The sequence below is a fragment of the Aquamicrobium zhengzhouense genome (assembly GCF_016124105.1).
Classification (GTDB): Bacteria; Pseudomonadota; Alphaproteobacteria; order Rhizobiales; family Rhizobiaceae; genus Aerobium; species Aerobium zhengzhouense.
Map to the genome: position 1 here is coordinate 12046 of NZ_JADGMQ010000005.1, position 20210 is coordinate 32255.

Annotated in this window: 20 protein-coding genes; 13 read left to right on the plus strand and 7 right to left on the minus strand. The window is 60.4% G+C overall.

Annotated elements, in window-relative coordinates:
• Positions 1 to 110: 110 nt before the first annotated feature.
• The 8 genes from IOD40_RS09105 (at position 111) to IOD40_RS09140 (ending at position 7048) form a co-directional block, all read left to right on the plus strand.
• Positions 111 to 1352 carry a Na(+)-translocating NADH-quinone reductase subunit A gene (locus IOD40_RS09105; RefSeq protein ID WP_198476233.1) on the plus strand — a complete coding sequence of 414 codons (1242 nt, stop codon included), beginning with the start codon at positions 111 to 113 and terminating at the stop codon, positions 1350 to 1352.
• Positions 1349 to 2113: an RnfABCDGE type electron transport complex subunit D gene (locus IOD40_RS09110; RefSeq protein ID WP_198476234.1), complete on the plus strand. Its 765-nt coding sequence runs from the start codon at positions 1349 to 1351 to the stop codon at positions 2111 to 2113. The genes IOD40_RS09105 and IOD40_RS09110 overlap by 4 nt, the downstream gene beginning before the upstream one ends.
• Positions 2106 to 2909, plus strand: a complete 804-nt coding sequence (locus tag IOD40_RS09115; RefSeq protein WP_198476235.1) for an FMN-binding protein — start codon at positions 2106 to 2108, stop codon at positions 2907 to 2909. Before IOD40_RS09110 ends, IOD40_RS09115 begins: the two co-directional genes overlap by 8 nt.
• Entirely contained in the window at positions 2909 to 3562 is a 654-nt protein-coding gene (locus IOD40_RS09120; protein ID WP_198476236.1) for an NADH:ubiquinone reductase (Na(+)-transporting) subunit D, read from the plus strand. Before IOD40_RS09115 ends, IOD40_RS09120 begins: the two co-directional genes overlap by 1 nt.
• Entirely contained in the window at positions 3559 to 4170 is a 612-nt protein-coding gene (gene nqrE / locus IOD40_RS09125) for an NADH:ubiquinone reductase (Na(+)-transporting) subunit E (RefSeq protein ID WP_198476237.1), read from the plus strand. The genes IOD40_RS09120 and nqrE overlap by 4 nt, the downstream gene beginning before the upstream one ends.
• Positions 4167 to 5387 carry an NADH:ubiquinone reductase (Na(+)-transporting) subunit F gene (nqrF, locus tag IOD40_RS09130; protein ID WP_198476238.1) on the plus strand — a complete coding sequence of 407 codons (1221 nt, stop codon included), beginning with the start codon at positions 4167 to 4169 and terminating at the stop codon, positions 5385 to 5387. The genes nqrE and nqrF overlap by 4 nt, the downstream gene beginning before the upstream one ends.
• A gap of 4 nt (positions 5388 to 5391) precedes the next feature.
• A complete protein-coding gene (locus tag IOD40_RS09135; protein ID WP_198476239.1) occupies positions 5392 to 6375 on the plus strand; it encodes an FAD:protein FMN transferase in 984 nt (327 codons plus the stop codon).
• A 283-nt stretch (positions 6376 to 6658) separates the two neighbouring features.
• Entirely contained in the window at positions 6659 to 7048 is a 390-nt protein-coding gene (locus IOD40_RS09140; RefSeq protein WP_198476240.1) for a CBS domain-containing protein, read from the plus strand.
• A gap of 245 nt (positions 7049 to 7293) precedes the next feature.
• Here the strand turns inward: IOD40_RS09140 and IOD40_RS09145 are convergent, their stop codons facing one another.
• The 3 genes from IOD40_RS09145 to IOD40_RS09155 form a co-directional block, all read right to left on the minus strand.
• Positions 7294 to 9039, minus strand: coding sequence for a tyrosine-type recombinase/integrase (locus IOD40_RS09145; RefSeq protein ID WP_198476241.1), 1746 nt, complete (start codon positions 9037 to 9039; stop codon positions 7294 to 7296).
• A 342-nt stretch (positions 9040 to 9381) separates the two neighbouring features.
• Positions 9382 to 9777 (minus strand): RidA family protein, encoded by a 396-nt coding sequence (locus tag IOD40_RS09150; RefSeq protein ID WP_198476242.1) that lies wholly within the window; start codon positions 9775 to 9777, stop codon positions 9382 to 9384.
• Positions 9778 to 9853: 76 nt separating this feature from the next.
• The gene (locus IOD40_RS09155; protein ID WP_198476243.1) at positions 9854 to 11641 is read right to left on the minus strand and encodes an amidohydrolase; all 1788 of its coding nucleotides are present in this window, start codon (positions 11639 to 11641) and stop codon (positions 9854 to 9856) included.
• A 384-nt stretch (positions 11642 to 12025) separates the two neighbouring features.
• Here IOD40_RS09155 and IOD40_RS09160 point away from each other — a divergent pair, with 384 nt between their 5' ends.
• From IOD40_RS09160 to IOD40_RS09170, 3 genes are all read left to right on the plus strand, one after another.
• Positions 12026 to 13132 (plus strand): alpha/beta fold hydrolase, encoded by a 1107-nt coding sequence (locus IOD40_RS09160; protein ID WP_198476244.1) that lies wholly within the window; start codon positions 12026 to 12028, stop codon positions 13130 to 13132.
• 59 nt (positions 13133 to 13191) lie between these two features.
• Positions 13192 to 13932 (plus strand): SDR family NAD(P)-dependent oxidoreductase, encoded by a 741-nt coding sequence (locus IOD40_RS09165; RefSeq protein WP_198476245.1) that lies wholly within the window; start codon positions 13192 to 13194, stop codon positions 13930 to 13932.
• An 81-nt stretch (positions 13933 to 14013) separates the two neighbouring features.
• A complete protein-coding gene (locus tag IOD40_RS09170) occupies positions 14014 to 14634 on the plus strand; it encodes a glutathione S-transferase family protein (protein WP_198476246.1) in 621 nt (206 codons plus the stop codon).
• A gap of 187 nt (positions 14635 to 14821) precedes the next feature.
• On the opposite strand, the gene IOD40_RS09175 is transcribed toward IOD40_RS09170, so the two are convergent.
• Together IOD40_RS09175 and IOD40_RS09180 are read right to left on the minus strand one after the other, a co-directional pair.
• Complete coding sequence (locus tag IOD40_RS09175; protein WP_198476247.1) at positions 14822 to 15733, minus strand: AraC family transcriptional regulator; 912 nt, start codon at positions 15731 to 15733, stop codon at positions 14822 to 14824.
• 132 nt (positions 15734 to 15865) lie between these two features.
• On the minus strand, positions 15866 to 16744 hold the full coding sequence (locus IOD40_RS09180; RefSeq protein ID WP_198476248.1) for an alpha/beta fold hydrolase: 879 nt from the start codon (positions 16742 to 16744) through the stop codon (positions 15866 to 15868).
• Between the two features lie 55 nt (positions 16745 to 16799).
• Here IOD40_RS09180 and IOD40_RS09185 point away from each other — a divergent pair, with 55 nt between their 5' ends.
• Entirely contained in the window at positions 16800 to 17747 is a 948-nt protein-coding gene (locus tag IOD40_RS09185) for a LysR family transcriptional regulator (RefSeq protein WP_198476249.1), read from the plus strand.
• Between the two features lie 59 nt (positions 17748 to 17806).
• Here the strand turns inward: IOD40_RS09185 and IOD40_RS09190 are convergent, their stop codons facing one another.
• Complete coding sequence (locus tag IOD40_RS09190) at positions 17807 to 18472, minus strand: glutathione S-transferase family protein (protein ID WP_210336846.1); 666 nt, start codon at positions 18470 to 18472, stop codon at positions 17807 to 17809.
• 267 nt (positions 18473 to 18739) lie between these two features.
• Between IOD40_RS09190 and IOD40_RS09195 the strand changes: the two genes are divergently transcribed.
• Positions 18740 to 19033 (plus strand): DUF1344 domain-containing protein, encoded by a 294-nt coding sequence (locus tag IOD40_RS09195; RefSeq protein ID WP_198476251.1) that lies wholly within the window; start codon positions 18740 to 18742, stop codon positions 19031 to 19033.
• 212 nt (positions 19034 to 19245) lie between these two features.
• Here IOD40_RS09195 and IOD40_RS09200 read toward each other — a convergent pair whose 3' ends face one another.
• Complete coding sequence (locus IOD40_RS09200) at positions 19246 to 20178, minus strand: NADP-dependent oxidoreductase (RefSeq protein ID WP_198476252.1); 933 nt, start codon at positions 20176 to 20178, stop codon at positions 19246 to 19248.
• Between the last annotated feature and the right edge of the window lie 32 nt (positions 20179 to 20210).

A 20210-nucleotide genomic window follows, 5' to 3' on the forward strand; every position in this document is an offset into this window, starting at 1 on the left:
TCTTTAGTAGATAGCGCATTGTCAAGCCGATCGGCCAGCCTTTCGGCCGCTCTTTCGGGTTCAGGGGGAGTTTCAGTCTGAGACTGCTAGATAGAGGTCTGGAGGTACTTGTGCCCACGCCTCGGCCTTGGCCGCAGGCGGTGGAGACGGTGATCACCACCGAAGCGGGACTGAACCTCGACCCACTTATCGACATCCGCATGGAGGCGCTGGTCCAGCCGGGCGACACCGTTGCGCTTGGAAGGCCTGTCCTGAAAGACCGCAGACGGCCGGAATTGCTCGTCACCGCCCCAATGGGGGGGCGCGTGGTGCAACTTGAGCTTGGCGCAGGACGGCGGCAGGCCAGTCTGCTGATCCAGCATGACGAGAAGGTACGACCGCACCAGTTCGATGTCCGCGATGCTCGCCGGGAATGCGAGCGAGGAAGTGGTGGCCCCGCCCTTCGCGACCTGCTTCAAGCCTCCGGCATGTGGATGCGATTTCGCTCTCGCCCGTTCGGGCGGGTGCCAGCGGGGTACGCGGTTCCTGCCTTGATCATGGTGATGGCGATCGATACCAAGCCGCTTGCGCCGGACCCCTGTCTTGCGCTTAAGGGCGAGACGTTGGATCATCTCAAGCTTGGCCTGCAGGCGCTTGCGACCTTGTTCGACGGACCGATCCGGTTCTGCCAAGACGACGGTCCGGCCATTGTCGAGGAGAGTGATCGGATCAGGATCGCGCGCGCCGGCCCCCTGCATCCTGCCGGGCTCGCGGGCTCGTTCCTCCGCCGGGAGTTTCGATCCGGACAGAACCTGAATATCTGGGAGATTTCGGCAGAAGACGTAGTCGGCATTGGGCATCTGCTTTCCGAAGGTTTCTTGCCTGCGACACGCCTAGTCTCGGTTGCGGGACCGGGATTGCGTGAGACGCGGCTCGTTCGTTGCCAGCCCGGCGCCGACCTTCGCGAATTGTGTCACGCTCATATGAAGCCCGGTCCCCATACCATCCTGTCAGGGTCCGCACTGGACGGTCGGGAAGCGCGTTGGCTCGGCTGGCGTGCCCGGCAGGTGACCGTGCTCGAACGGCGGGACACCAAGCCGCAACCGCATTGGCTGGAGAGCGCCTTGCGACGGGCTTCGCGACCGGAGCCGGTGATAGCCACATCTGCGGTGGAGCATGCGCTCGGCGGTGCGATGCCAGGCATGGCGCTTTTGCGGGCGCTCGCAATCGGGGACGACGAAACCGCAGCAGAACTGGGCGCGCTGTCGCTGCTGGAGGAGGATCTGGCTCTTGTTGATTATGTCACCGCCGCTTCTCCGCGGTTCGCTGATCTTCTTCGTGCATGCCTCGACAGGATCGAGGCGATGACATGATCCGTGGCATCTGGAACCGCGAAACGGTGGCAATGGTCTGGGTCGCGGCGGCCTTGCCGCTTGCCGTCACCTGGCTGCTGGCCGAGGGAAGCGCAGGGGCAATCAGGCTCCTCTTCGTGCTCATCGTTGGCGGAGTCTGCCAGGCGATGTTCACGGTCATTCGCGCACAGCGGCCGAGCCTCGCAGGGCTGGTGTCCGCGCTCCTGATCGCGATGCTTGCCCCGCAGGTCGGGCCGCTGCAATTCGCGCTCGGTGTCGCGTTCGGTTTCGTGTTCGGAGAACTTGTCTTCGGCGGCTGGGGACGGAGCGTTCTCAGCCCGGCAGTCGTCGCCATCATGTTCCTTGGGTTTGCCTTTCCCGCCGCTGCATGGCCGCACCTTCCCGTTCAGATCGAATGGGCCGTTTTTCCTGCTGTGGTCCTGCTGCTCGCCTTCGGCGTTCTGCCATGGCGAGCTTTGGCCGGCGCGGTGTTGGTGCTCGTCATTGCCGGAGGATTCGCGCTGCCCCCGTTTGGAAGCGCGGTCGCGGTCGTTCTCGTCTTCATCGTCTGCGACCCTGCCATCTGTGCCACTTCACCTCTGGGACGCTGGCTTGCGGGTGCTCTTTTCGGGCTGCTCTTTGCCCTGTTTGGATCTGTCTGGCAGGCATCGGCTGTGCAGATGGCGGTGTGCGCAGCTTTGCTGGTTTCGCTGTCGATCCCCCTTCTCGATGAATTGGCGATCGCTGTTTGGCGTTTAAGCGGGAGGTTCCGCCATGGGTGACTGGAACCCGATCAGGCTGTGGCGCAGTATTCTGGCGCTGCCAAACGAGAGCCGCACAAAGACGATCGCCGTCGCCTTCCTGGTCTCGATCATCTGTGCCGCGATGGTGACCGGAGCGACGGTTATCCTCAGGCCGATTCAGGCGCAGAATCGCGCGATGGAGCAACAGGCAAGGCTTGAGACGCTGCTCGCGGAAATACCCGGACTTAGCGAAATTCTCGCAAACTCCGAGGGCTCAGCACTCTCGACCGTTGTGGTTGATCTGCGGCGCGCAGAAGCCTCGACGGAGGTGACGCCCGCGACGCTCGAAACAGCGATGGCGGATACCGCGAACTGGACAGAGCTTTCGCCGCAGGAGGACATCGCTGGCCTCGGCAGCCGGGCCGATCTCAAGCAGATCTACCTTCTGCGGGGGCCGGACGATGGCGTGAAACTCGCAATCCTGCCCATCAGCGGTACAGGTTACGGCGGCCCGATCGAAGCGATGATCGCCATAGGCGATAACATGACGACCGTGTCTGCACTGGCGATCATGTCCCATTCGGAAACGCCTGGCCTGGGCGCCCGCATCGATGAACCCGCATGGCGTCAGCAATTCGTCGGCAAACCGATTGCCGACGAAACGGGAACGCCACGCCTTTCCGTCGCGCGCGGGCGGGCCACGACAGAGTTCGAGGTGGACGCCATCACGGGTGCGACACGGACCAACAATGCGATCACCAGAATGCTCCAGTTCTGGCTGGGTCCGCGGGGCTACGGTCCTACCCTCGACGCGATAAGGCGGGGGGATTTCTGATGAAGCTCTGGACTACCCTCACCGAACCCATCCTGCGCCAGAACCCGGTGACGCTGCAGATCCTCGGCATCTGCTCGGCGCTGGCGGTTACCACCACCCTTGCGGCGGCGATCACCATGTCCCTTTGCCTCACGGCGGTGCTGGTCGCAGCCTCAGGCATCATCAGCACGATACGCAAGCATCTTCCGTCATCGATCCGGCTGATCGTGCAGATCATCATCGTGGCCTCGCTGGTGATCGTCGTGGACCAGATCCTGCAGGCCTTCTTCTTCGAGATGAGCCAGCGGCTATCGGTCTATGTCAGCCTCATCGCCACCAACTGCGTCGTGCTCGGTCGCACCGAATCTTTCGCCCTCCACAACAAGCCCCTGTCGTCGATGACCGACGCGCTCGGCAACGGGCTGGGCTATTCCCTCATCCTGATCATTATCGGCAGCGTACGGGAACTGTTCGGCCATGGGACCCTGCTGGGCTACAGCGTCCTTCCGACGGTTGAACAAGGCGGCTGGTTCGAGCCTCTGCCTCTCATGCTTCTGGCACCCAGCGCCTTCTTCCTGCTCGGCGGTCTCGTCTGGCTCATCCGCAGCCTGATGCCCAAGCAGGTCGAAACCCCTGAACATAAGCTTGTTCCTGCAGAGGAAGTGCCGGGATGAGCGACCTCGGTTCCCTCTTCATTCGCTCGGCCTTTGTCGAGAACCTGCCGCTGACGCAGTTTCTCGGCCTTTGCACATTCCTTGCGCTGTCGCGCCGACCCGGCACCGCAATCGGCCTTGGATTGGCAGTCATTGCGGTGATGGGCGTGACCGTGCCGCTCAACCACCTGATCTTCCAGTATGTGCTGGCGCCCGGTGCATGGGCCTGGGCGGGCCTGCCGGAAATCGACTTGAGCTATCTGCGGCTTCTCACCTTCATCGGCGTGATCGCCGCTGCCGTCCAGTTGGTCGAAATGATCCTCGACCGCAGCTTCCCCGCGCTGTTTGCCACCTTCGGAGTGTTCCTTTCGCTGCTGGCAGTCCACTGCGCCATTCTCGGTGGCAGCCTGTTCATGGCTGAGCGGAACTACAATCTGGTGGAAAGTACGGTTCTCGGCCTCGGCGGCGGAACGGGCTTCGCGATCGCGGTCGTCATGTTGTCAGCGATCCGGCGCCGTCTGGCCTATGCCGACCTTCCGGATGGGCTGCAGGGTCTCGGCATCGCGTTCATCCTCACAGGCATGCTGTCGCTTGGATTTTCCTCCTTCGCGCAGATGACGCTGCCATGATCGAGGTTCTGCTCGGAAGCGGCTTCATCGTCGCATTGATCCTGGGGCTTGCTCTGGCATTGCTGGCAGCACGAGCCCGCTTGATCCCGGACACAGCGCTGCGCGTACGCGTGAACGATGTCCAGACGATCGAGGCCAGGCGTGGCGCAAAACTTCTCGAGGTTCTGCACGGCGCCAATATTCCGATCCCCGCAGCTTGCGGAGGCAACGGCACCTGCGGGCAATGCCGCGTGGTGGCGACAGGCGAGGGAGCGGGCGAGTTGCGTTCCACCGAGCTCGGGCTTCTTTCCGCACGGGAGCGGCGAAACAATGTCAGGCTTGCCTGCCAGGTCGCGCTGCGCGGTTCCGTCGATGTCACGGTGCCCCCGGAAATCATGTCAGCAGAGACGTTCACGGCCACGGTCGTCAGCAACCGGATGCTCGCGCCGCTCATCCGTGAACTGGTCCTGAAGCTCCCCGAAGAAAAGGAACTGGCATTCAGGGCCGGCGGCTTCATGCTGCTGACGGCACCTCCCTACGACCTCGATTTCTCCAGCCTCGAGATAGACGACGCGCATGAGGAAACCTGGCGTATCTCCGGATGGTCGCAGCTTCGCTCGCAGGTGACGGAGCGCACCGCTCGCGCCTATTCGATCGCCACCCGTCCGGCTGACCGCAATTTGCTGGTGCACAATATCAGGCTGGCCGTCCCCCCGGCGGGCCGCGAAGAGGACATCCCTCCGGGCATCGTCTCATCCTATCTTTTCGGATTGAAGCCTGGCAGCGAGCTCGACGTATCCGGACCGTTCGGTGAATTTCACGTCCAGCCCACAGAAGAGGAGATGGTGTTCATCGGCGGCGGTGTCGGCATGGCACCGTTGCGCGCCATGATCCACGAGCAGCTGGCGCTCGGGACGAAGCGGCGCATCTCCTATTTCTATGGCGCACGCTCGCGCGCCGACCTCTTCTACGCCGAGGAATTTGAGGCGCTCGCATCCGAGCACGGGAATTTCAGCTGGACCGTCGCGCTCTCGGACCCTGCTCCGGGCGAGCGTTGGCAGGGTGAGACCGGGTTCATCCACGAAGTTCTCGCCAGGACGATGCGCAACCACCCGAGGCCGGAGGATTGCGAATACTATCTCTGCGGCCCTCCCGTGATGATTTCCGCGGTGCTGTCCACGCTGGACGATCTCGGCGTGGAGCCCCACTCCATCTTCAACGACGATTTCGGGATTTGAAGACATGAGCCATCACCGTCCCACTCGACGTCAGATCCTGGCCGGCGCAACAGCCGCATCGGCACTGCTTGCCGCGCCGACAATTGCAAGGTCGGCTCCGCCTGTGATCAGGATTGGCGGCCCCGCCTTCGGCACGCGCTGGAACCTCACCATCCAGCCGCACGCCGACACCGAACGCCTCGCTGCGGTCGTCTCCGACATCGTCGGCCACGTGGATCGACTGATGTCACCATGGCGCACCGACAGCGTGATCAGCGATTTCAACCGCCGCCAGGACACAAGCTGGGTCAAGGTCGGCAACGAGATCGCGAGCGTCATGGACAGTTGCCTAACCGTGCATCATCAAAGCGGCGGCGCGTTTGATGCAGCCGTCGGCCCTCTGGTTGCGCGCTACGGTTTCGGACCGATCAGCGCTTCTCCAGCCCCCGCCGAAGCAGTCTTCGACGTTTTAGGGGACGCGCTTGCAAAGTCACACCCTGCGCTTACTGCCGATCTGTGCGGTGTCGCCAAGGGCTATGCCTTGGACCAGATCATCAGCGCCATCTCCGAAGAAGGTGAGAGGAACTTTGTCCTAGATCTCGGAGGGGAGATATCGGCGCGAGGGCTCCATCCCGAGGGTCGCCACTGGCAGGTTGCCCTCGAGGACCCGCGTCCAGGTCGCGATGGAGCGGCGGAAATTGTCGGGCTCGCAGGCCTTTCCATCGCAACGTCAGGCGACAAGCAGAACTCCTACGCCGGCGGCCAACGACGTTTCAGCCACATCATCGATCCGCGAAAGGCTGCGCCTGTCGATGCTGCCACAGCATCGGTGTCCGTCATTGCGGAAAGCGGGATGCTGGCCGACGCCTGGGCGACCGCGCTCATGGCCGCCGGTGCCGCCGGTCCGGCGATCGCCGAACGCAACAACATCGACGCGTTGTTCCTGCTACGAGAGGGCGAAGGGTTGCGCCGGATCGCTGTCGGACGTTTCGACGATCATCTGGCTTGAGGCCGTGCAATGGAATTGATCCTCGCTTTGGCCCTCATGCTACTCGTCACCGTCGCCCTTGCTCTCGGCGTCATGCTACGCGGAGAGCCGCTCAGGAACTCCTGCAGTGGCTTGTCCTGCCTGCCAGATGACGCGCGCTGCGCCGGTTGCCCGAGACGCGTGTCTTCCGAAACTGCGCACCCGGATTCGGTGCCAAGACATGCTAATGGATAACGGCTTAAAGTTGCGAGCAAATCCGAAGGATCGAGAAATGCTTTCCATGGAGCAAGGAGGATAAGGCGCTATGAGCATGGTAATCAGCAGGGTCATGCGCACCGATTTCCTTGCCCTGGACGCGGCAATGACCATCCGCCATGCGGCTGGGCTGCTGCATGCGAAAGGGCAGGAAGCCGCCCCGGTCTTGAACGAGGCGGGACTGCTGATCGGTATCCTGACGCAAAAGGACTGTTTCCGGCCTGCCGTTCAGGCAAGCTACTATCAGCAGTGGCGGGGAACGGTAGGCGAGCAGATGAGCAATCCGGTCAAGACGATCGAAGCCGACGGCGACATCGCCAGCGCCGCCAGGATGTTCCTTGCGGAGCCGCACAGGGCGTTCCCCGTGCTGCAGAACGGGCAGTTGGTAGGCATGCTACAACGCCAAGATGTCCTGGGAAGGCTCCTCGAACTCGGATAATCGAGTTGCGTCTTCTCGCAGCCCTGGAGGAGGTGAAGGCCTTGGTCGCCACCCACTAGGGCGAGATTGTTCGCGTCGCCGAGAACTTGTCATGGTCGGCACTCTCGATCGGCACGGGTTACTCGATCCGGTCGAGGGACAGCCAAGGCTGCGGTTGATCTGAAACGGATTCTAAGAGAACTGAACCAGATTAGCGTAACATATTTTAGGTTGCCAGCAACTTACGAGGAGTTGCGGCAATTCCTTTAGGCGTCCTCATCCGCCTCTTCGACCGCCCGACGCCTCGCAGCCAGTCCTAGGGTTCCGGAAGACATCGGCTTTGGCTTGCCCGCGTGCCAATGCTCGATGGTCCTGTACCAGGGCTGCCATACCTTAAACTCCGGCTTCGCCGGATAGGTCTCTCCCGGAAGCCTTGGCAGGGGGCGCGCGATCCGACCGCCATTCTTCTTCCACTCCTCGTCGCAGGCTTTGAAAAGCAGGTCGCACCATTCCTTCATAGCAATGGCCTTGAGCGCGAGGCGCTGCGAGTGGTCGTAGACGAGGCGCGTGATCTCGGCTCGTGTCGGAGCAGCGGATACTCTAGGCGCATCAATAGAGCCGTCGGCGTGGTCGAGGACCGCCGAGATCGCGTCGCCGCGGACGGCGTTCTCTCCGCAGATCGTCGCGAATGTGCGACGGAGGTCATGCACGGAAAAATGCGGGATGCCGGCGAGAAGGTCCTTGAGGGGGCCGCGCACCTTCTTGTCCTTGTCGTCCTTCGTCTTCTCTTCCTGTCGGTCCCCGTCTTCCTCCTCCTTTACGGCGATCGACAAGTCCGCAGCTCGGCCGCGCAGACGCTCGATCAAAAGCCGCGGCGTCGAACGGGACAGCGGCGCGTCGCCCTGCCCTGCCTGGCGCTGTGCCGGGAAGAGGTATCGTGACTTAGGGTCAGCCGAGATGGCGATGCGCTCCAGCAGGAGAGAGGCCATGGGGGGGATCGGGATCGCGTGGAAGCGCCGACCCTTCATATCTTCCACCGGAAACGTTACTACGCTCCAGCCCGGCTCGGGCGCACCGTCCCATGGCAGGATCGAATCCTTGGTGACCCTGAGGCCTGCCGTCGCGCGCTGCGCCGTAAGGGCCAGCCACCACAGGGAGCAGACTACGACGTCGGACGTCTCTCTCTGTATCAGTCTACCCGGCGCCACGCGAAAAGAGTCCGCGACCCGAAGGACCCGCGCCAGATCGGCGAGTTCAGGGAACCGTGTCTTCGGGACGGGGATGGTTTCCTCGCGCTTCTTAGTATCAATCCACCAGCGGTCAACCTTCTCGAGGCCCGACCGTCCGGCGTGATAGCCACGCGCCCAAGACATGGCGGCTGAGCTATAGGCTACGAACTGGCGCGATGCCGTCTTGCGTCCGTAGTCGTCGTAAAGCTCATCCCGAACCGCCTCGAAATCCGACCGCTGTAGCTCCATCAGGAGGCGACCGCCAAGGTGCTTGATGACGACGGAATCACTGAGGTATCTCCTCGCCTCCTCCGCGCTCTTCAGTGACGGCGGGCGGACGCCGCGAGTAGTCGTCCGAGGCTTGGAAAGGTAGTCTTCGGGGTACTTCGTCGCGAGGTCTTCCCACTTCCATTTGCCGGACGCATGCGCGTCCTGTCTGGCAACGGCTGAGACCGCCTCGCCCGACGTCTTCCCGGCCCGCCTCTGCCTGACGAAGCGCGCAGCCTCGTCGCCGACGCCGCCCCGCATCAGGTCGCGGGTCTCGACCGCTAGCTGCCGCGCCGCCGTCGGAGACCGGATCTCACCTAGTGTTCCAAGCGAACGGGTCTTGCCACGGAATTTTAGGATCCAAGTTACCGTTGAAGCCTGCACCCTGATCGACAGACCTGGCTCCCTGTCGTCGGCAAAAATTAACGGGTCTCTGCTTGTGTACTTTCTAGAAACGGCAGCCTCCTCAGCCTCTTTGAGATGTTCCTTGGACAGGACGGCGCGGACGGTCGGCATGCATAGCTCCCTCTTTTATCGGAGAACCTATACCACGTTTATACCAACCTTGAATGTGGATTTTCAGGGGAGATGGCACGTGGCCAAAAATAACACAAAGGCCGCGTTCCTTGAAAACCTTGAGAATATGGCCCTCACCCATCTCTCAGCTTGGCGCGGCGATTCGAAATTCTTAGTCTCAGAGACTACGAATCTGGGGGTCAGAGGTTCGAATCCTTTCGGGCGCGCCATTCAACTTATTGAAACCTTCCTTTCCCATCAATCTACGCCCGTTAGCATCAAGGTTTGCTTCGCCATTAGTTGGCGCTGGTTTGTTTTTTGATAATCCCCGGTCCGCGACCGTCAATCGGCGGGAACGAGAGCGATTACTTTGATCTCGAAATCAAAGCCGGACAGCCAGTTCACGCCGATGGCCGTCCAGTTGGGAAACGGTGCGTTGACGAAGTTCCGGTTCCTTACCGCCTTGATCGTGTCGAACTGGGATACCGGGTCGGTGTGGAATGTTGTGACATCGATTATGTCATCGAAACCGCATCCCGCAGCTTTGAGCGTTGCCGCAAGATTGTCGAAGGCGAGTTGCACCTGACGCCGGAGGTCAGGTTCCGGCGTTCCATCGTCCAGGCTGCCCACCTGCCCTGACACAAAGACCAGATCGCCGGACCTTATCGCCGCCGAATAATTGTGCATCTCATAGAGGTTGTTCCGGTTGGCCGGAAAAATCGCTTCGCGCTTGGTCATCATCTTATCCTTGTCATGTTGAAGGAGATAGAAGGACGAAAGTGGCGCGCCTCTGCGGCCGCCACCTCGGTGAAATTTAGTGGGCTCCGTAGTAGCCGCCATAATGTTTGACGGGCGACCAGGCGGGGAGAATGTCGGGCAAGGGCGGCCTCAGGGCCTTATATTCTTCTGCCCCGAACACCACCCGGCCATCCATCACTGTCAAAACTGAGGAGATGGATCTGATCTGATCTTCCGGAACCGTGAAATAGTCCCTGTCCAGCAGGGCGAAATCAGCCAGATTACCGGGTGCAACTCTCCCCATCTCAGACTCCGCATTCATGAACCACGCCGCGCCAGCCGTGAACAGGTGCAGGGCCTCGGCGCGGGAAAGACGATTGTCCTCGGCAAGGATGTCGGAGCCGGACACCGATTTCCCTGACACGACCCAGGGGTTGAAGGTTGCGGCTCGATACGCAACGGTGGTCATGGCCAAGGGAACACCACTGTCGACGAGTTGGCGCAGCCGCGGCGTTCGCAACGCGACCTCGCGGCCGTGCGTTTCTATGAAGCCGTCGCCGTGCAGTGCCATTTTCGTGTCCAGAGCGATTCCGCCGCCAAGCTCTTTGACCCTGGAGATGTTTTTCGGGCTGATTGTTTCGGCGTGCTCGATGCTCCACCGCAGGCCATCAAGCGGGGCGGTTTGGTTCAGATCTTCCAATGCGTCGAGGAAAGGCGAGATGTTTTCGTCGTAACTGATGTGCATGCGGAACGGGATTCGCCGTTCAACCAACTTGCGCACATTTTGCTCAACGTGCTGTCGCATTAAACCGGGATCGATGGTGACGGGCGGACGATCAAAGTTCTCGTGATCGTGGACATCGATCTGCAGCACTTCTCCGGCACCACGATACACATGGCCATGCGCCAATGTCGGGTGCAGTTTATGCCCGGGGCTGATCGGTGCGATCTTCGTAATCGCTTCGATCTGGGCCTCCACCATGTTGATTGGACTGCCATCGCCAAACTGCATGTCGACGAACGGCATGCGAACGTTGAGGCGGTTATCCCGGGCCAGCGCCGCCACGTTGGCCTGAGCCGTAGGGTAGCCTCGGTTTCCGGCGTCAATAACTGAGGTAACGCCGAACCGGTTCAGGCCGTGAATGGCATGGACCAGCGCGCTTACCTGTTCCTCGGACGAAGGCTGCGGGACCATGGCCTCCATGGCGATGAAGGTGAATGTGTAGCCCTCGACGACGCCTGTAGGGTTTCCCTGCGCATCGCGCTCGAACTCCGTTCCCGGCAGGTCTGGAAACTGCACGGTCCCCACGCCGAGTGCTTCCATGGCCTGTTCGTTCAGGAAGGCGCGGTTGTAGGCGTACTGAACGATCAAAGGACGATCTGGGACGGCCTCTCGCAGCTCGTCCAGGGTTGGAAAGCGGTTCTCCTCAAACTGAAATGGCGACCAGCCGCCAATCGCCTTCACCCATTGTCCCTCAGGCGTCCGCTCTGCCTGCTCCCGCAGCATGTCTAGTGCCTGGCGCAGCGTCGGGACCCCGTCCCACCTCAAATTATAGGTGTAGCTGCTCTCATTGAGCACATGGGTGTGCGCGTCACTGATGCCGGGGATCAGCCTGCGACGGCCAGCATCGATCATCTGGGTGCCGGAATTTTTAAGACCAAGAACGTCGCCATCGGAACCAACGAAATAGATACGGCCGTCCTTCACCGCGAGAGCGGACGCTTCGGGCTGCGCAAGATTGCCGGTGAAAATCTGGGCATTGAAAACGATGAGATCGGCCCCGGGAGTTTCCAGCAGCGACCCTGCGTGGGCGGAGGAAACGCAAAGAGCGGCAAGGGAGGCAATCAGGAGCTTGCGGGGCATTTTCATCCTCCTTCGAGAAAACACGCGGCCAGATCATCCTTGTGACAAGGAGCCGCCGGTTGGGGTCCGCTTTCGCAGGGGGCCGCTGAAAGCCGGCGCATCTGCTTCGCGGATGAATGACAAATCTAGCGGGTGAGGAGGTGTGGCGCGGCGCGGAAGCTGCTGCTTGCGTGCCGATCTTGCTGATTCAAACTCGCATGTGAAATGGGCGTCGCAGAGGTCATTAGACCGTCTGCGGCTATTGCCTCGCAAGATCGGCACCGTGACAGCAGCATTCGCGCCGCGCCCTTTTTCTCAACAGCTAGATTAGCCGCTTAATAAGCAGGCAAGCCTGTCCAGCGAGCAATGAGTGTGAGCTCGCGATGTCTTGTTGAGGATACTCCGATGTCATTCAGCGAAAATATCCCTACATCCAAGCAACTGTTCCAAGACACTGGTTGTGATTGGACACGGCGCGATCTTTTTCGCGCCTCTGCTCTGATGGGACTGGGGCTTGCGCTGTCTCCCACTCTGGGCCAGGCCGCACCGAGCAGCACCGCGATCCCCGTCCGCCGACAGATGGTGCAAGCAATTGATGGCCCCTTCCATGTGCTGGAGCAGGGAGAAGGTCCGGCGGTGCTGTTCTGTCATGGTTTTCCGGACACGGCAGAAACGTGGCGGAGCCAGATGCAGGCGGTGGCCGAGGCAGGCTATCGCGCTGTGGCACTCGACATGCGAGGCTACGGCCGCAGCTTCGCTCCGGAGAACCCCGACCTTTATACGGCACTTCATATCACTGGCGACCTGATCGCTGTCCTCGACGCGCTTTCCATCGACAACGCGGTCATCGTCGGCCACGACTGGGGCGCCTACAATGCCCAGCATGCCGCGCTGATGCGGCCAGACCGTTTTCGCGCACTTGTGAGCATTAGTATTCCCTTCGCTCCACGCGGCGAAGTCGACCCCTGGCAGATCCTGCGCGATTACGGGTTGAACGAAGCCTACTATGCCTTCGAACTTGCTGAACCGGGCGCCGAAACCCTTTTCGCGGATGCCCAACAGTCCATTCCAAGTATCCTTTATTGGCTGTCAGCGAGCCCCGCACCTGCGCTCAGATGGAACCCGCTTGATCCACACCTTCACATGCTCAGGCCCGCCCCTGTCGCAGTGCCGGAATGGGCCGATCCCGACTATGTCAATCACACGATCAGTGCCTTCCAGCGCACCGGGTTTCGAGGCGGGTTGAATTACTACACTGCCTTCTCCAGGACGTTTGAATTGACGGCTGCCTTCAAAGGCGCGGTCATTCAGCAACCCGCACTTTATATTTGGGGGGCAGCTGACGGACTGAGCCAGATGCTACATCCTGAGACACCGAGCCTGGAAACGTTGCGCGAGGCACAACCCAATCTGGTGGATCAGATCAGGCTCGAGAATGTAGGGCATTGGGTCCAGAACGAAGCCGCTGACCGCGTGAATAACGCCCTGACTTCATTCCTCCTAGAGATCTGAAAGCAGCGGCCGCGCAAGGGCGGGCCGTATCCGAGCAACGCACAGAGAAAGCATGGACCATGAACAATCTCAAAGGCAGGCGCGCACTTGTAACGGGAGGTTCTCGAGGCATCGGCGCAGCCATCGCATTGGCGTTGGCCGAACACGGCGCGGACGTCGCTATCACCTACCAGAGTTCAGCACAGCGTGCGGCTGACGTGGTCTCTTCGATAGAGACGTTTGGCCAGCGTGGATTTGCCGTTCAGGCAGATAGTGCAGACACCGACGCCATCCGTCGTGCGGTGCAGGAGACCGTCGCAACGTTCGGTGGCCTCGATATCCTCGTCAACAGCGCTGCGGTCGGACTGAGTGGAGCGATCGCGGATATTGATCTCGCGGCATTCCAGGAAATGATGGATGTCAACGTGCGCGGACCGCTGGCCTTTGCCCAGGCAGCGATTCCGCATCTTCCCAAAGGCGGCCGCATCATCTCGATCGGATCGGCTTTGGCAGAACGTGTACCGTTCCCCGGCGTGACCCCCTATGCGATGTCGAAATCAGCGCTTCTGTCGTTCACGCGCGGCCTCTCACGCGAACTTGGCTCTCAAGGCATCACGGTAAATCTCGTCCTGCCAGGATCGACCAATACCGAAGCGAACCCGGCGGACGGCGACAGTGCTGATTTCCAGCGAAGCCTCTCCTCGATCGGCCGATACGCTGAGCCGTCAGAGATCGCCGACGCAGTGGTGTTTCTCGCCAGTCCTGCTGCCAACATGGTAACCGGCAGCACCCTGACCGTGGACGGTGGCGCGAACGCCTGACCTCGCGAGAAGACAGGAAACGAACTCACGCGCTGATGTCCGCGCTCGTCGTGCATGCTTGGACGTACATGGAGAGAAACGATGCCCACACTTTACTATGCGGTTGGAGCGTGTTCGCTCGCTCCGCACATCGCTTTGGAGTGGATCGGCGAGCCTTACGAGGCAGTTAAAGTCCACTTTGGCTCGGAAGAGCTTCGTGCGGTGAACCCCGCAGGCGCGGTGCCAACATTTCAAGAGGATGATGGCTGGATACTCACGCAGGCCGGGGCAATCCTTGACTACCTTGCGCAAAAGCATCCGGAAGCTGGGCTTGCCGGCGGCCTTGACCTACGCTCCAGAGCAGAGGCGCATCGCTGGTCCGCTTTCTTTACCTCGGACTTTCACGCAGCCTTCTGGCCGATTTTTCTGCCCTATCGCTATACGGCTGACAAAGGCGATGCGGCAAGAGCCGCCGTGGTCGAAGCTGGGCACAGCTTGGTCGCTAAGCAACTCGCCGTTCTCGACAGCCATCTGGAAGGACGTGAATACATGCTTGACGGTGGGCGATCATTTGTAGACGCGTATTCATTCCCAATGCTCCGATGGGCGATAAAGCTTCTGCCGGGTGCCCTCGAAGAATATCCGAATGTTCAGTCGCTGCTTGACAGATTGGCTGCCGATCCGGCAGTGCAAAAGGTCCTTGCGCGGGAGAACGGCGGTTGATCTTGCGGTCCCGGCTTCATCAGCGCCGGGCAGATCCTGCAGGTGGCGCTTGCTGGGTCGCCATCCGCTCTTGGCGTTGACATTCACGCGCCTCCGCGCTGGTCCACCCTACCCTTCTATGAGGTCTCATTCTCTTGAATGCCAAGGCGACGCTGTTTGCCACCGCGCGCGGCGGTGCCATCCGCGTTCACGGCGCTTTGACAGAACTTCCCGGATCACGAACTGCCCGCCGGTAGTCAGTCGGCGTCATGCGCTGGTTTTTTGTGAAAATCCGGGCGAGTACCTGGTTTGATGAGTAACCGACCTCCAGGGCGATCTCCGTGACTGAAAGGTCCGTTTGTTCGAGGAGTTCGCACGTTTTCTCCATTCTCAGTTGCGTCAGGTAGACTCGCGGCGGAACGCCGACGCTCTGTTTGAACATTCGCGCGAAATGAAACGGCGAGAGCCTTACCTCGGCTGCCAGTTCGTCGAGGCTGATGTCCTCCGACAGCCGAGCCTGCATCAACTCGAGAGATCGACGTTGCGCCCACGGGGCAAGGCCGCCCCTTGCAGGTGTGAAAAGCGCTCCCCCCAAGCGGTAAAGCTCGGCAAGAACCTCGCAACCAGCTGCTTGCGCCAAAAGCCGCGAGGGCGTCCCCTCTTCATCGCAAAGAGCCCAAAGTTTCCGGAGCGCGGACCGGACTGCTGGCGACGCGAAAGTACCGCCGTAAATCCCCAAGCGGTCTAACGAATATCGGCCGCCGGTGGCTTCATCGAGCACACTCTGCCACTGCGCCATCGGGAAGGACAAACTGCGAAGCTGGTGACTTTCATCGACCATGACCGTGTTGGCGAAATTCGGAGCGGCGAGAAAGAAGCCGTCCTTTTCGCTGGTCACACCGAAACGTCCCCCTCCGAGATCGCCGCTGACATGGCTGCCCCCGACCAGATCCTGGTAGAGGATGAGATCCGGCACGGCAGGGTCGGACATGTCGCCGGCCGGCTGCGCTGCCTCAAGGAGGTTGAGCGTGCCACCCGGGGATTTCATCACGCGCACATAGGACGCAAGGCGGCCCTCGCAGTACCACTGGGTGAAAGACGAATAGGCAGACACGTTCATTGCTAGGTCTCCGATGAGATGGCTACTTCCCTCCCGACCCGGTCTGAGCAGGACTGTTCCCCACCCAAGGAAGCCGGGAATTCACATCCCCAGCTCCCACTCTCCCGACGGCTCCAGTCCTTGCGACGATGCCTATGCGGCCGTTTTACTCGAACGGCGTTTGCTTTCGAGGAACGGAGCGATCAGCGCAGCGATTTCTTTCGCATGCGTTTCCAATGCAAAATGTCCTGTATCCAGCAGGTGAACCTCAGCGTCCGGCAGATCACGTCGATATGCGGCCGCACCTGCAGGCACAAAGGCTGGGTCATGACGTCCCCACACAGCCAGCAAGGGCGGACGATGTTTGCGGAAATACGCCTGGAAATCCGGATAGAGCGCAACATTGCTGCGATAGTCTAGGATCAGGTCGAGCTGGATCTCCTCGGCGCCTGGACGGGCCATATAGGCGATGTCCAGCTCGTAGCCGTCCGGGGACAGTAATCTCGGATCGGCTCCCGTGCCATACTGCCAGTTCCGGATTGTTTCGGGCGAAAGCGAAGCTCTGCAGGCCTCTCTATTGGCTGCGCTGGGCTCGCGCCAATAAGCTTCCCACGGTCCCCATTCATCGCTGAACCCGTCAAGATAAGCGTTGCCGTTCTGGGATATGATCGCGGCCACCTTTTCGGGATGACGCATGGCCAAACGCAAACCGACCGGTGCTCCATAGTCGAAGATGTAAAGCGCGTACGTCTCGAGTGACATGGCAGCAACAAAGCCCGCGATCATATCGGCAAGATTGTCGAACGTGTAGTCGAAGGTTCCTCGGGGTGGCGCTTTGGTTTGCCCGAAACCTGGAAGATCAGGCGCAATCAGCCGGTATCGATCCGACAGCAACGGCATCAGGTCACGGAACATGTGACTGGCCGATGGAAAGCCGTGCAGCAGGAGGAGCACCGGCGCGTCGCGCGGCCCTGCCTCCCGGTAAAAAATCTCTACGTCCCCGACCCGCTGGAATCCAAATGATGTTGTCATCGCGCAGTCCTTTCAGCTTTCGGGAAAGGTAAAGCATTCCAGATCACGGCATAATATGCGTAAGCTGCAAGATCAGGTTTCAGAAATGGAGATGATCGTGGATCGGCTCGAAGCAATGTCGATTTTCCTCGCGGTCATCGATTCAGGTTCGCTGGCCGGTGCCGCGCGCCGTCTTGGTCGCTCCCCGGCCTCCGTGACACGAGCCATTGCGCGGCTGGAAGAAATTTCGGGTGAACGTCTGCTGGAGCGTACGCCCAGAAGCTTTTCGGTCAGCGAGGCGGGTGTTCGCCATGCCTCCGTTTACAGGACGATGCTCGCTGAACTGGCGCAGCTTGAAGCGCGCTCGCAGGACGCAGCCGTCAGCGGAAGCGTTGTCATCACGGCGCCGGAACTTTTCGGGCGTCTCAATGTGATGCCTATCGTCGAGAGTTTCCTGATTGCTTATCCGCAAACGGAGGTGCGCACCGTTTTCATGAATCGCATGGTCGATCTTGTCGGAGAGGGTGTGGATGTTGCAGTCCGCCTTGCGACGCTGCCAGACTCATCATTGACCGCCATGAAACTAGGTGAAGTGCGCAAATTGACGTGTGCGGCACCTCGCTATCTTGAAGAGCTTGGCGAACCTGCACGACCGGCGGACTTGGCGCATCACCGGTGCATCGGGTTAAATCATGCGGGAACACAGGAGCTTTGGCCTTACCGCGAGCACCCAGACGGACGCCGCGTGAGATCGGTCAGGGTTGCCTGCCGGCTCACAACGAACAATGCTGAAGCAGCGATTGAGGCTGCTGTACGAGGTTTGGGGATCGTTCGCCCTCTATCTTACCAGGTCGAGAAGCATATTGCGCAAGGGTCTCTGGTTTCTCTTCTTGGTGACCACGAACCGGAACCGGTCCCGGTGAGCCTTGTCCATCGCTCACAGGGTGGAGGCAACAACAGCGCAGTACGTGCCTTTATCGGACACGCTGTCCCTCGACTAAGAGGTCTGTTGAGAGCCTCCTAGCAATGGCTCCCCCCCAGCAAGGCAAGCGCTATTGGGCGACGGTCGCGTACAGGCTGTGATCAACCAGGGCCCCAGGATGGCTCGTCCAGAGCAATATTTTCACGCTGCATCGCTCGGACGACGAAAGGCAGCTCGGACATCTTTCGGGCCAGTGCCCATAGGCGCGGATAGCTCTTCGTCGATCGGTCCAGCCGCAAGCCCCATCGCGCCAAGACGTAAAGATACATGTCGGCAATATCTGGCCCCGTATCGGAGAGATAGCCGCTCGTTCCTATCTCGTTCTCAAGCCTTTCGAAAAGAACCGCTAGTCTGATCTGACACATACGCCGAACAGCCGCACGGCCCTCCGGCGTGTCTGCAAACCGCTCGGACCGCCACAGCATTTGAAAGGCAGGCTGGCCTGCCGTCACCATTACCGACAATAAAGTATGCACGCGGTCGCGTTGGCTGCTGGCGATGGGTGGCGCAAGCCGTGCCTCAGGAAATCGGGCCGCGATATGCAGCAGGACGGCAAAACACTCGACGATCAGCCTTCCATCATCAGTAACAAGCACCGGAACCGTGCCCAACGGATTGATTGCCAGATACGCAGGCAGACGGTTCTCGCTGCGCTCTACCACAATGATCTCGAATGGCAGCTTGTCGGCCGGCAACGTTTGGGCACCGGCCTCCAGTGCCATATGGCTTGCCAACGAACACGCTCCCGGAAGCACATAAAGGCGCATCTGAGTTTCTCCGCCTTTCGGACGTCCGGCTCATCCGCAGCCGTTTCGCTTGTGCCGGTCCGGATCGAGCAGGTGAGCTGCGATTGCTCGCCCGGCATTAGCTTGCCGGTCGTACGCCATCAGACGCCGCACACGAGTCGAAAAGCGGTTCGAAGCGTGGTTGGACAGCAAGATCGGTACCCGCACAGCAAATACCGCGACGCAGCAGAATCTATAATTCCCTAATTATACCAAGATAACCGACCTCAAAGATAAAGGAATACGGAGATGCGTACTACTATTTCTCTTGGCGTTATCTTGCTAGCTGCGATGGGAGCACCGAACGCCTCTGCGTTCACCAGCACTGGAACCCTGGAACGCGTTACCCCATCACGAAACGAGGTACGTTTACGCGATGGCGACGCCTATCGCTTGCCTGCACATATCGATCTTTCCGGATATCGCGCCGGAGAGAAGGTTCATGTGTCATGGGATAGTCAAGATCCCTCAATCCTCAGCGAAGGCAGTGACGAATATATCCGACTGCTTGATGCAACCAGCATTCGTCCGGCTGAACGCTAAACAAACCGTCCACCAACGTTTCGCAGCGGCACTATCAGAGCGGCAGCCCCGCCCTCTCCGCCTGCCTCTGCGGCCCTCTTCCCTCGCCCCGGGGAAGGGGGCATTTCGCCATTCCGGCGCGAAGTCATCAGCAATCGGCGATCAGCGGACTGCACGCCACCTCGCCTCAGCGGCGCAGCGTTTCGCCGCGAAAGAGTTTTTCTCCAGTGAAGCTACGCAGCCGGGAATTCGATAAGGATCTTTCCGCGAACCCCGCCTTTGCGGAGCCTGCTCTGCGCTCGCGCCACGTCCTTGATTGCAAAGACCTCAGAGATAACGACCCTTATCATTCCGCTGTCGATCATATCGACGATGTGACTGAGATGATCGCGATTTGGCACCGTCATGAAGCTAGCTCCGAAGGGACGGTTCGCATCTGCCTCGGCCTGATCCGGAATTTCAAGCGCTGATATCAGGCGACCGCCGGGTCTCAACACAACCCATGAGCGCTCTGATACCTCCCCACCAACGAGATCGAGGACGAGATCAAAACGTCCCCCAATATCTTCGAAGGGCTCACCACGATAGTCGAGCACGGTATCCGCTCCCAGCTCGAGAAGGAATTCCCGGTCGCGTGCCGAGGCGGTCGCCGTCACCGACGCTCCAAGAGCCTTGGCGAACTGGACCGCGAAATGGCCGGTCCCCCCGGCACCTCCATGGATCAAAACGGACTGTCCCGCGCGCAGTTCCCCGTGTTGAGTCAGGCCTTGCCAGGCCGTTAGGGCAGCCAAAGGGATGGCCCCGGCCTGCAACAACGGAATTGTTTTCGGCGCGGAGGTGAGAGAAATCTCCTCGACAAGGCAATATTGGGCGAACGTGCCTTGGTCGAAACCGGGCAGGCCGATCACTGCTTCTCCGATCCTGACGCTCGTTACACCATCGCCGAGCGCCTCCACCCAGCCGGCAGTGTCACGGCCACCCGTATACGGAAGCATCGCCTCGTTCACGAAAGGCACTGTCCCTTCCCTGATCTTGAAATCGACGGGATTGACGCTCGTTCCCGCCAGACGGACGAGCACTTCACCGAACTGCGGAACAGGGATATCTATCTCATCTTCCCGCAGATTTTCCGCGCCGCCGAATTGGTGGAAGCGAATGGCTTTCATGCCAATGTTTCCTTTCGCAAATCAAAGTTTGA

Coding starts and splice junctions, on each gene's coding strand:
- IOD40_RS09165 (WP_198476245.1), top strand. CDS start 13,192: ATGAACAATCTCAAAGGCAGGCGCGCACTTGTAACGGGAGGTTCTCGA.
- IOD40_RS09200 (WP_198476252.1), bottom strand. CDS start 20,178: ATGAAAGCCATTCGCTTCCACCAATTCGGCGGCGCGGAAAATCTGCGG.
- IOD40_RS09115 (WP_198476235.1), top strand. CDS start 2,106: ATGGGTGACTGGAACCCGATCAGGCTGTGGCGCAGTATTCTGGCGCTG.
- IOD40_RS09185 (WP_198476249.1), top strand. CDS start 16,800: ATGCGTAAGCTGCAAGATCAGGTTTCAGAAATGGAGATGATCGTGGAT.
- IOD40_RS09175 (WP_198476247.1), bottom strand. CDS start 15,733: ATGAACGTGTCTGCCTATTCGTCTTTCACCCAGTGGTACTGCGAGGGC.
- IOD40_RS09110 (WP_198476234.1), top strand. CDS start 1,349: ATGATCCGTGGCATCTGGAACCGCGAAACGGTGGCAATGGTCTGGGTC.
- IOD40_RS09155 (WP_198476243.1), bottom strand. CDS start 11,641: ATGCCCCGCAAGCTCCTGATTGCCTCCCTTGCCGCTCTTTGCGTTTCC.
- IOD40_RS09180 (WP_198476248.1), bottom strand. CDS start 16,744: ATGACAACATCATTTGGATTCCAGCGGGTCGGGGACGTAGAGATTTTT.
- IOD40_RS09195 (WP_198476251.1), top strand. CDS start 18,740: ATGCGTACTACTATTTCTCTTGGCGTTATCTTGCTAGCTGCGATGGGA.
- IOD40_RS09135 (WP_198476239.1), top strand. CDS start 5,392: ATGAGCCATCACCGTCCCACTCGACGTCAGATCCTGGCCGGCGCAACA.
- IOD40_RS09190 (WP_210336846.1), bottom strand. CDS start 18,472: ATGCGCCTTTATGTGCTTCCGGGAGCGTGTTCGTTGGCAAGCCATATG.
- IOD40_RS09140 (WP_198476240.1), top strand. CDS start 6,659: ATGAGCATGGTAATCAGCAGGGTCATGCGCACCGATTTCCTTGCCCTG.
- IOD40_RS09145 (WP_198476241.1), bottom strand. CDS start 9,039: ATGCCGACCGTCCGCGCCGTCCTGTCCAAGGAACATCTCAAAGAGGCT.
- nqrE (WP_198476237.1), top strand. CDS start 3,559: ATGAGCGACCTCGGTTCCCTCTTCATTCGCTCGGCCTTTGTCGAGAAC.
- nqrF (WP_198476238.1), top strand. CDS start 4,167: ATGATCGAGGTTCTGCTCGGAAGCGGCTTCATCGTCGCATTGATCCTG.
- IOD40_RS09160 (WP_198476244.1), top strand. CDS start 12,026: ATGTCATTCAGCGAAAATATCCCTACATCCAAGCAACTGTTCCAAGAC.
- IOD40_RS09150 (WP_198476242.1), bottom strand. CDS start 9,777: ATGACCAAGCGCGAAGCGATTTTTCCGGCCAACCGGAACAACCTCTAT.
- IOD40_RS09170 (WP_198476246.1), top strand. CDS start 14,014: ATGCCCACACTTTACTATGCGGTTGGAGCGTGTTCGCTCGCTCCGCAC.
- IOD40_RS09120 (WP_198476236.1), top strand. CDS start 2,909: ATGAAGCTCTGGACTACCCTCACCGAACCCATCCTGCGCCAGAACCCG.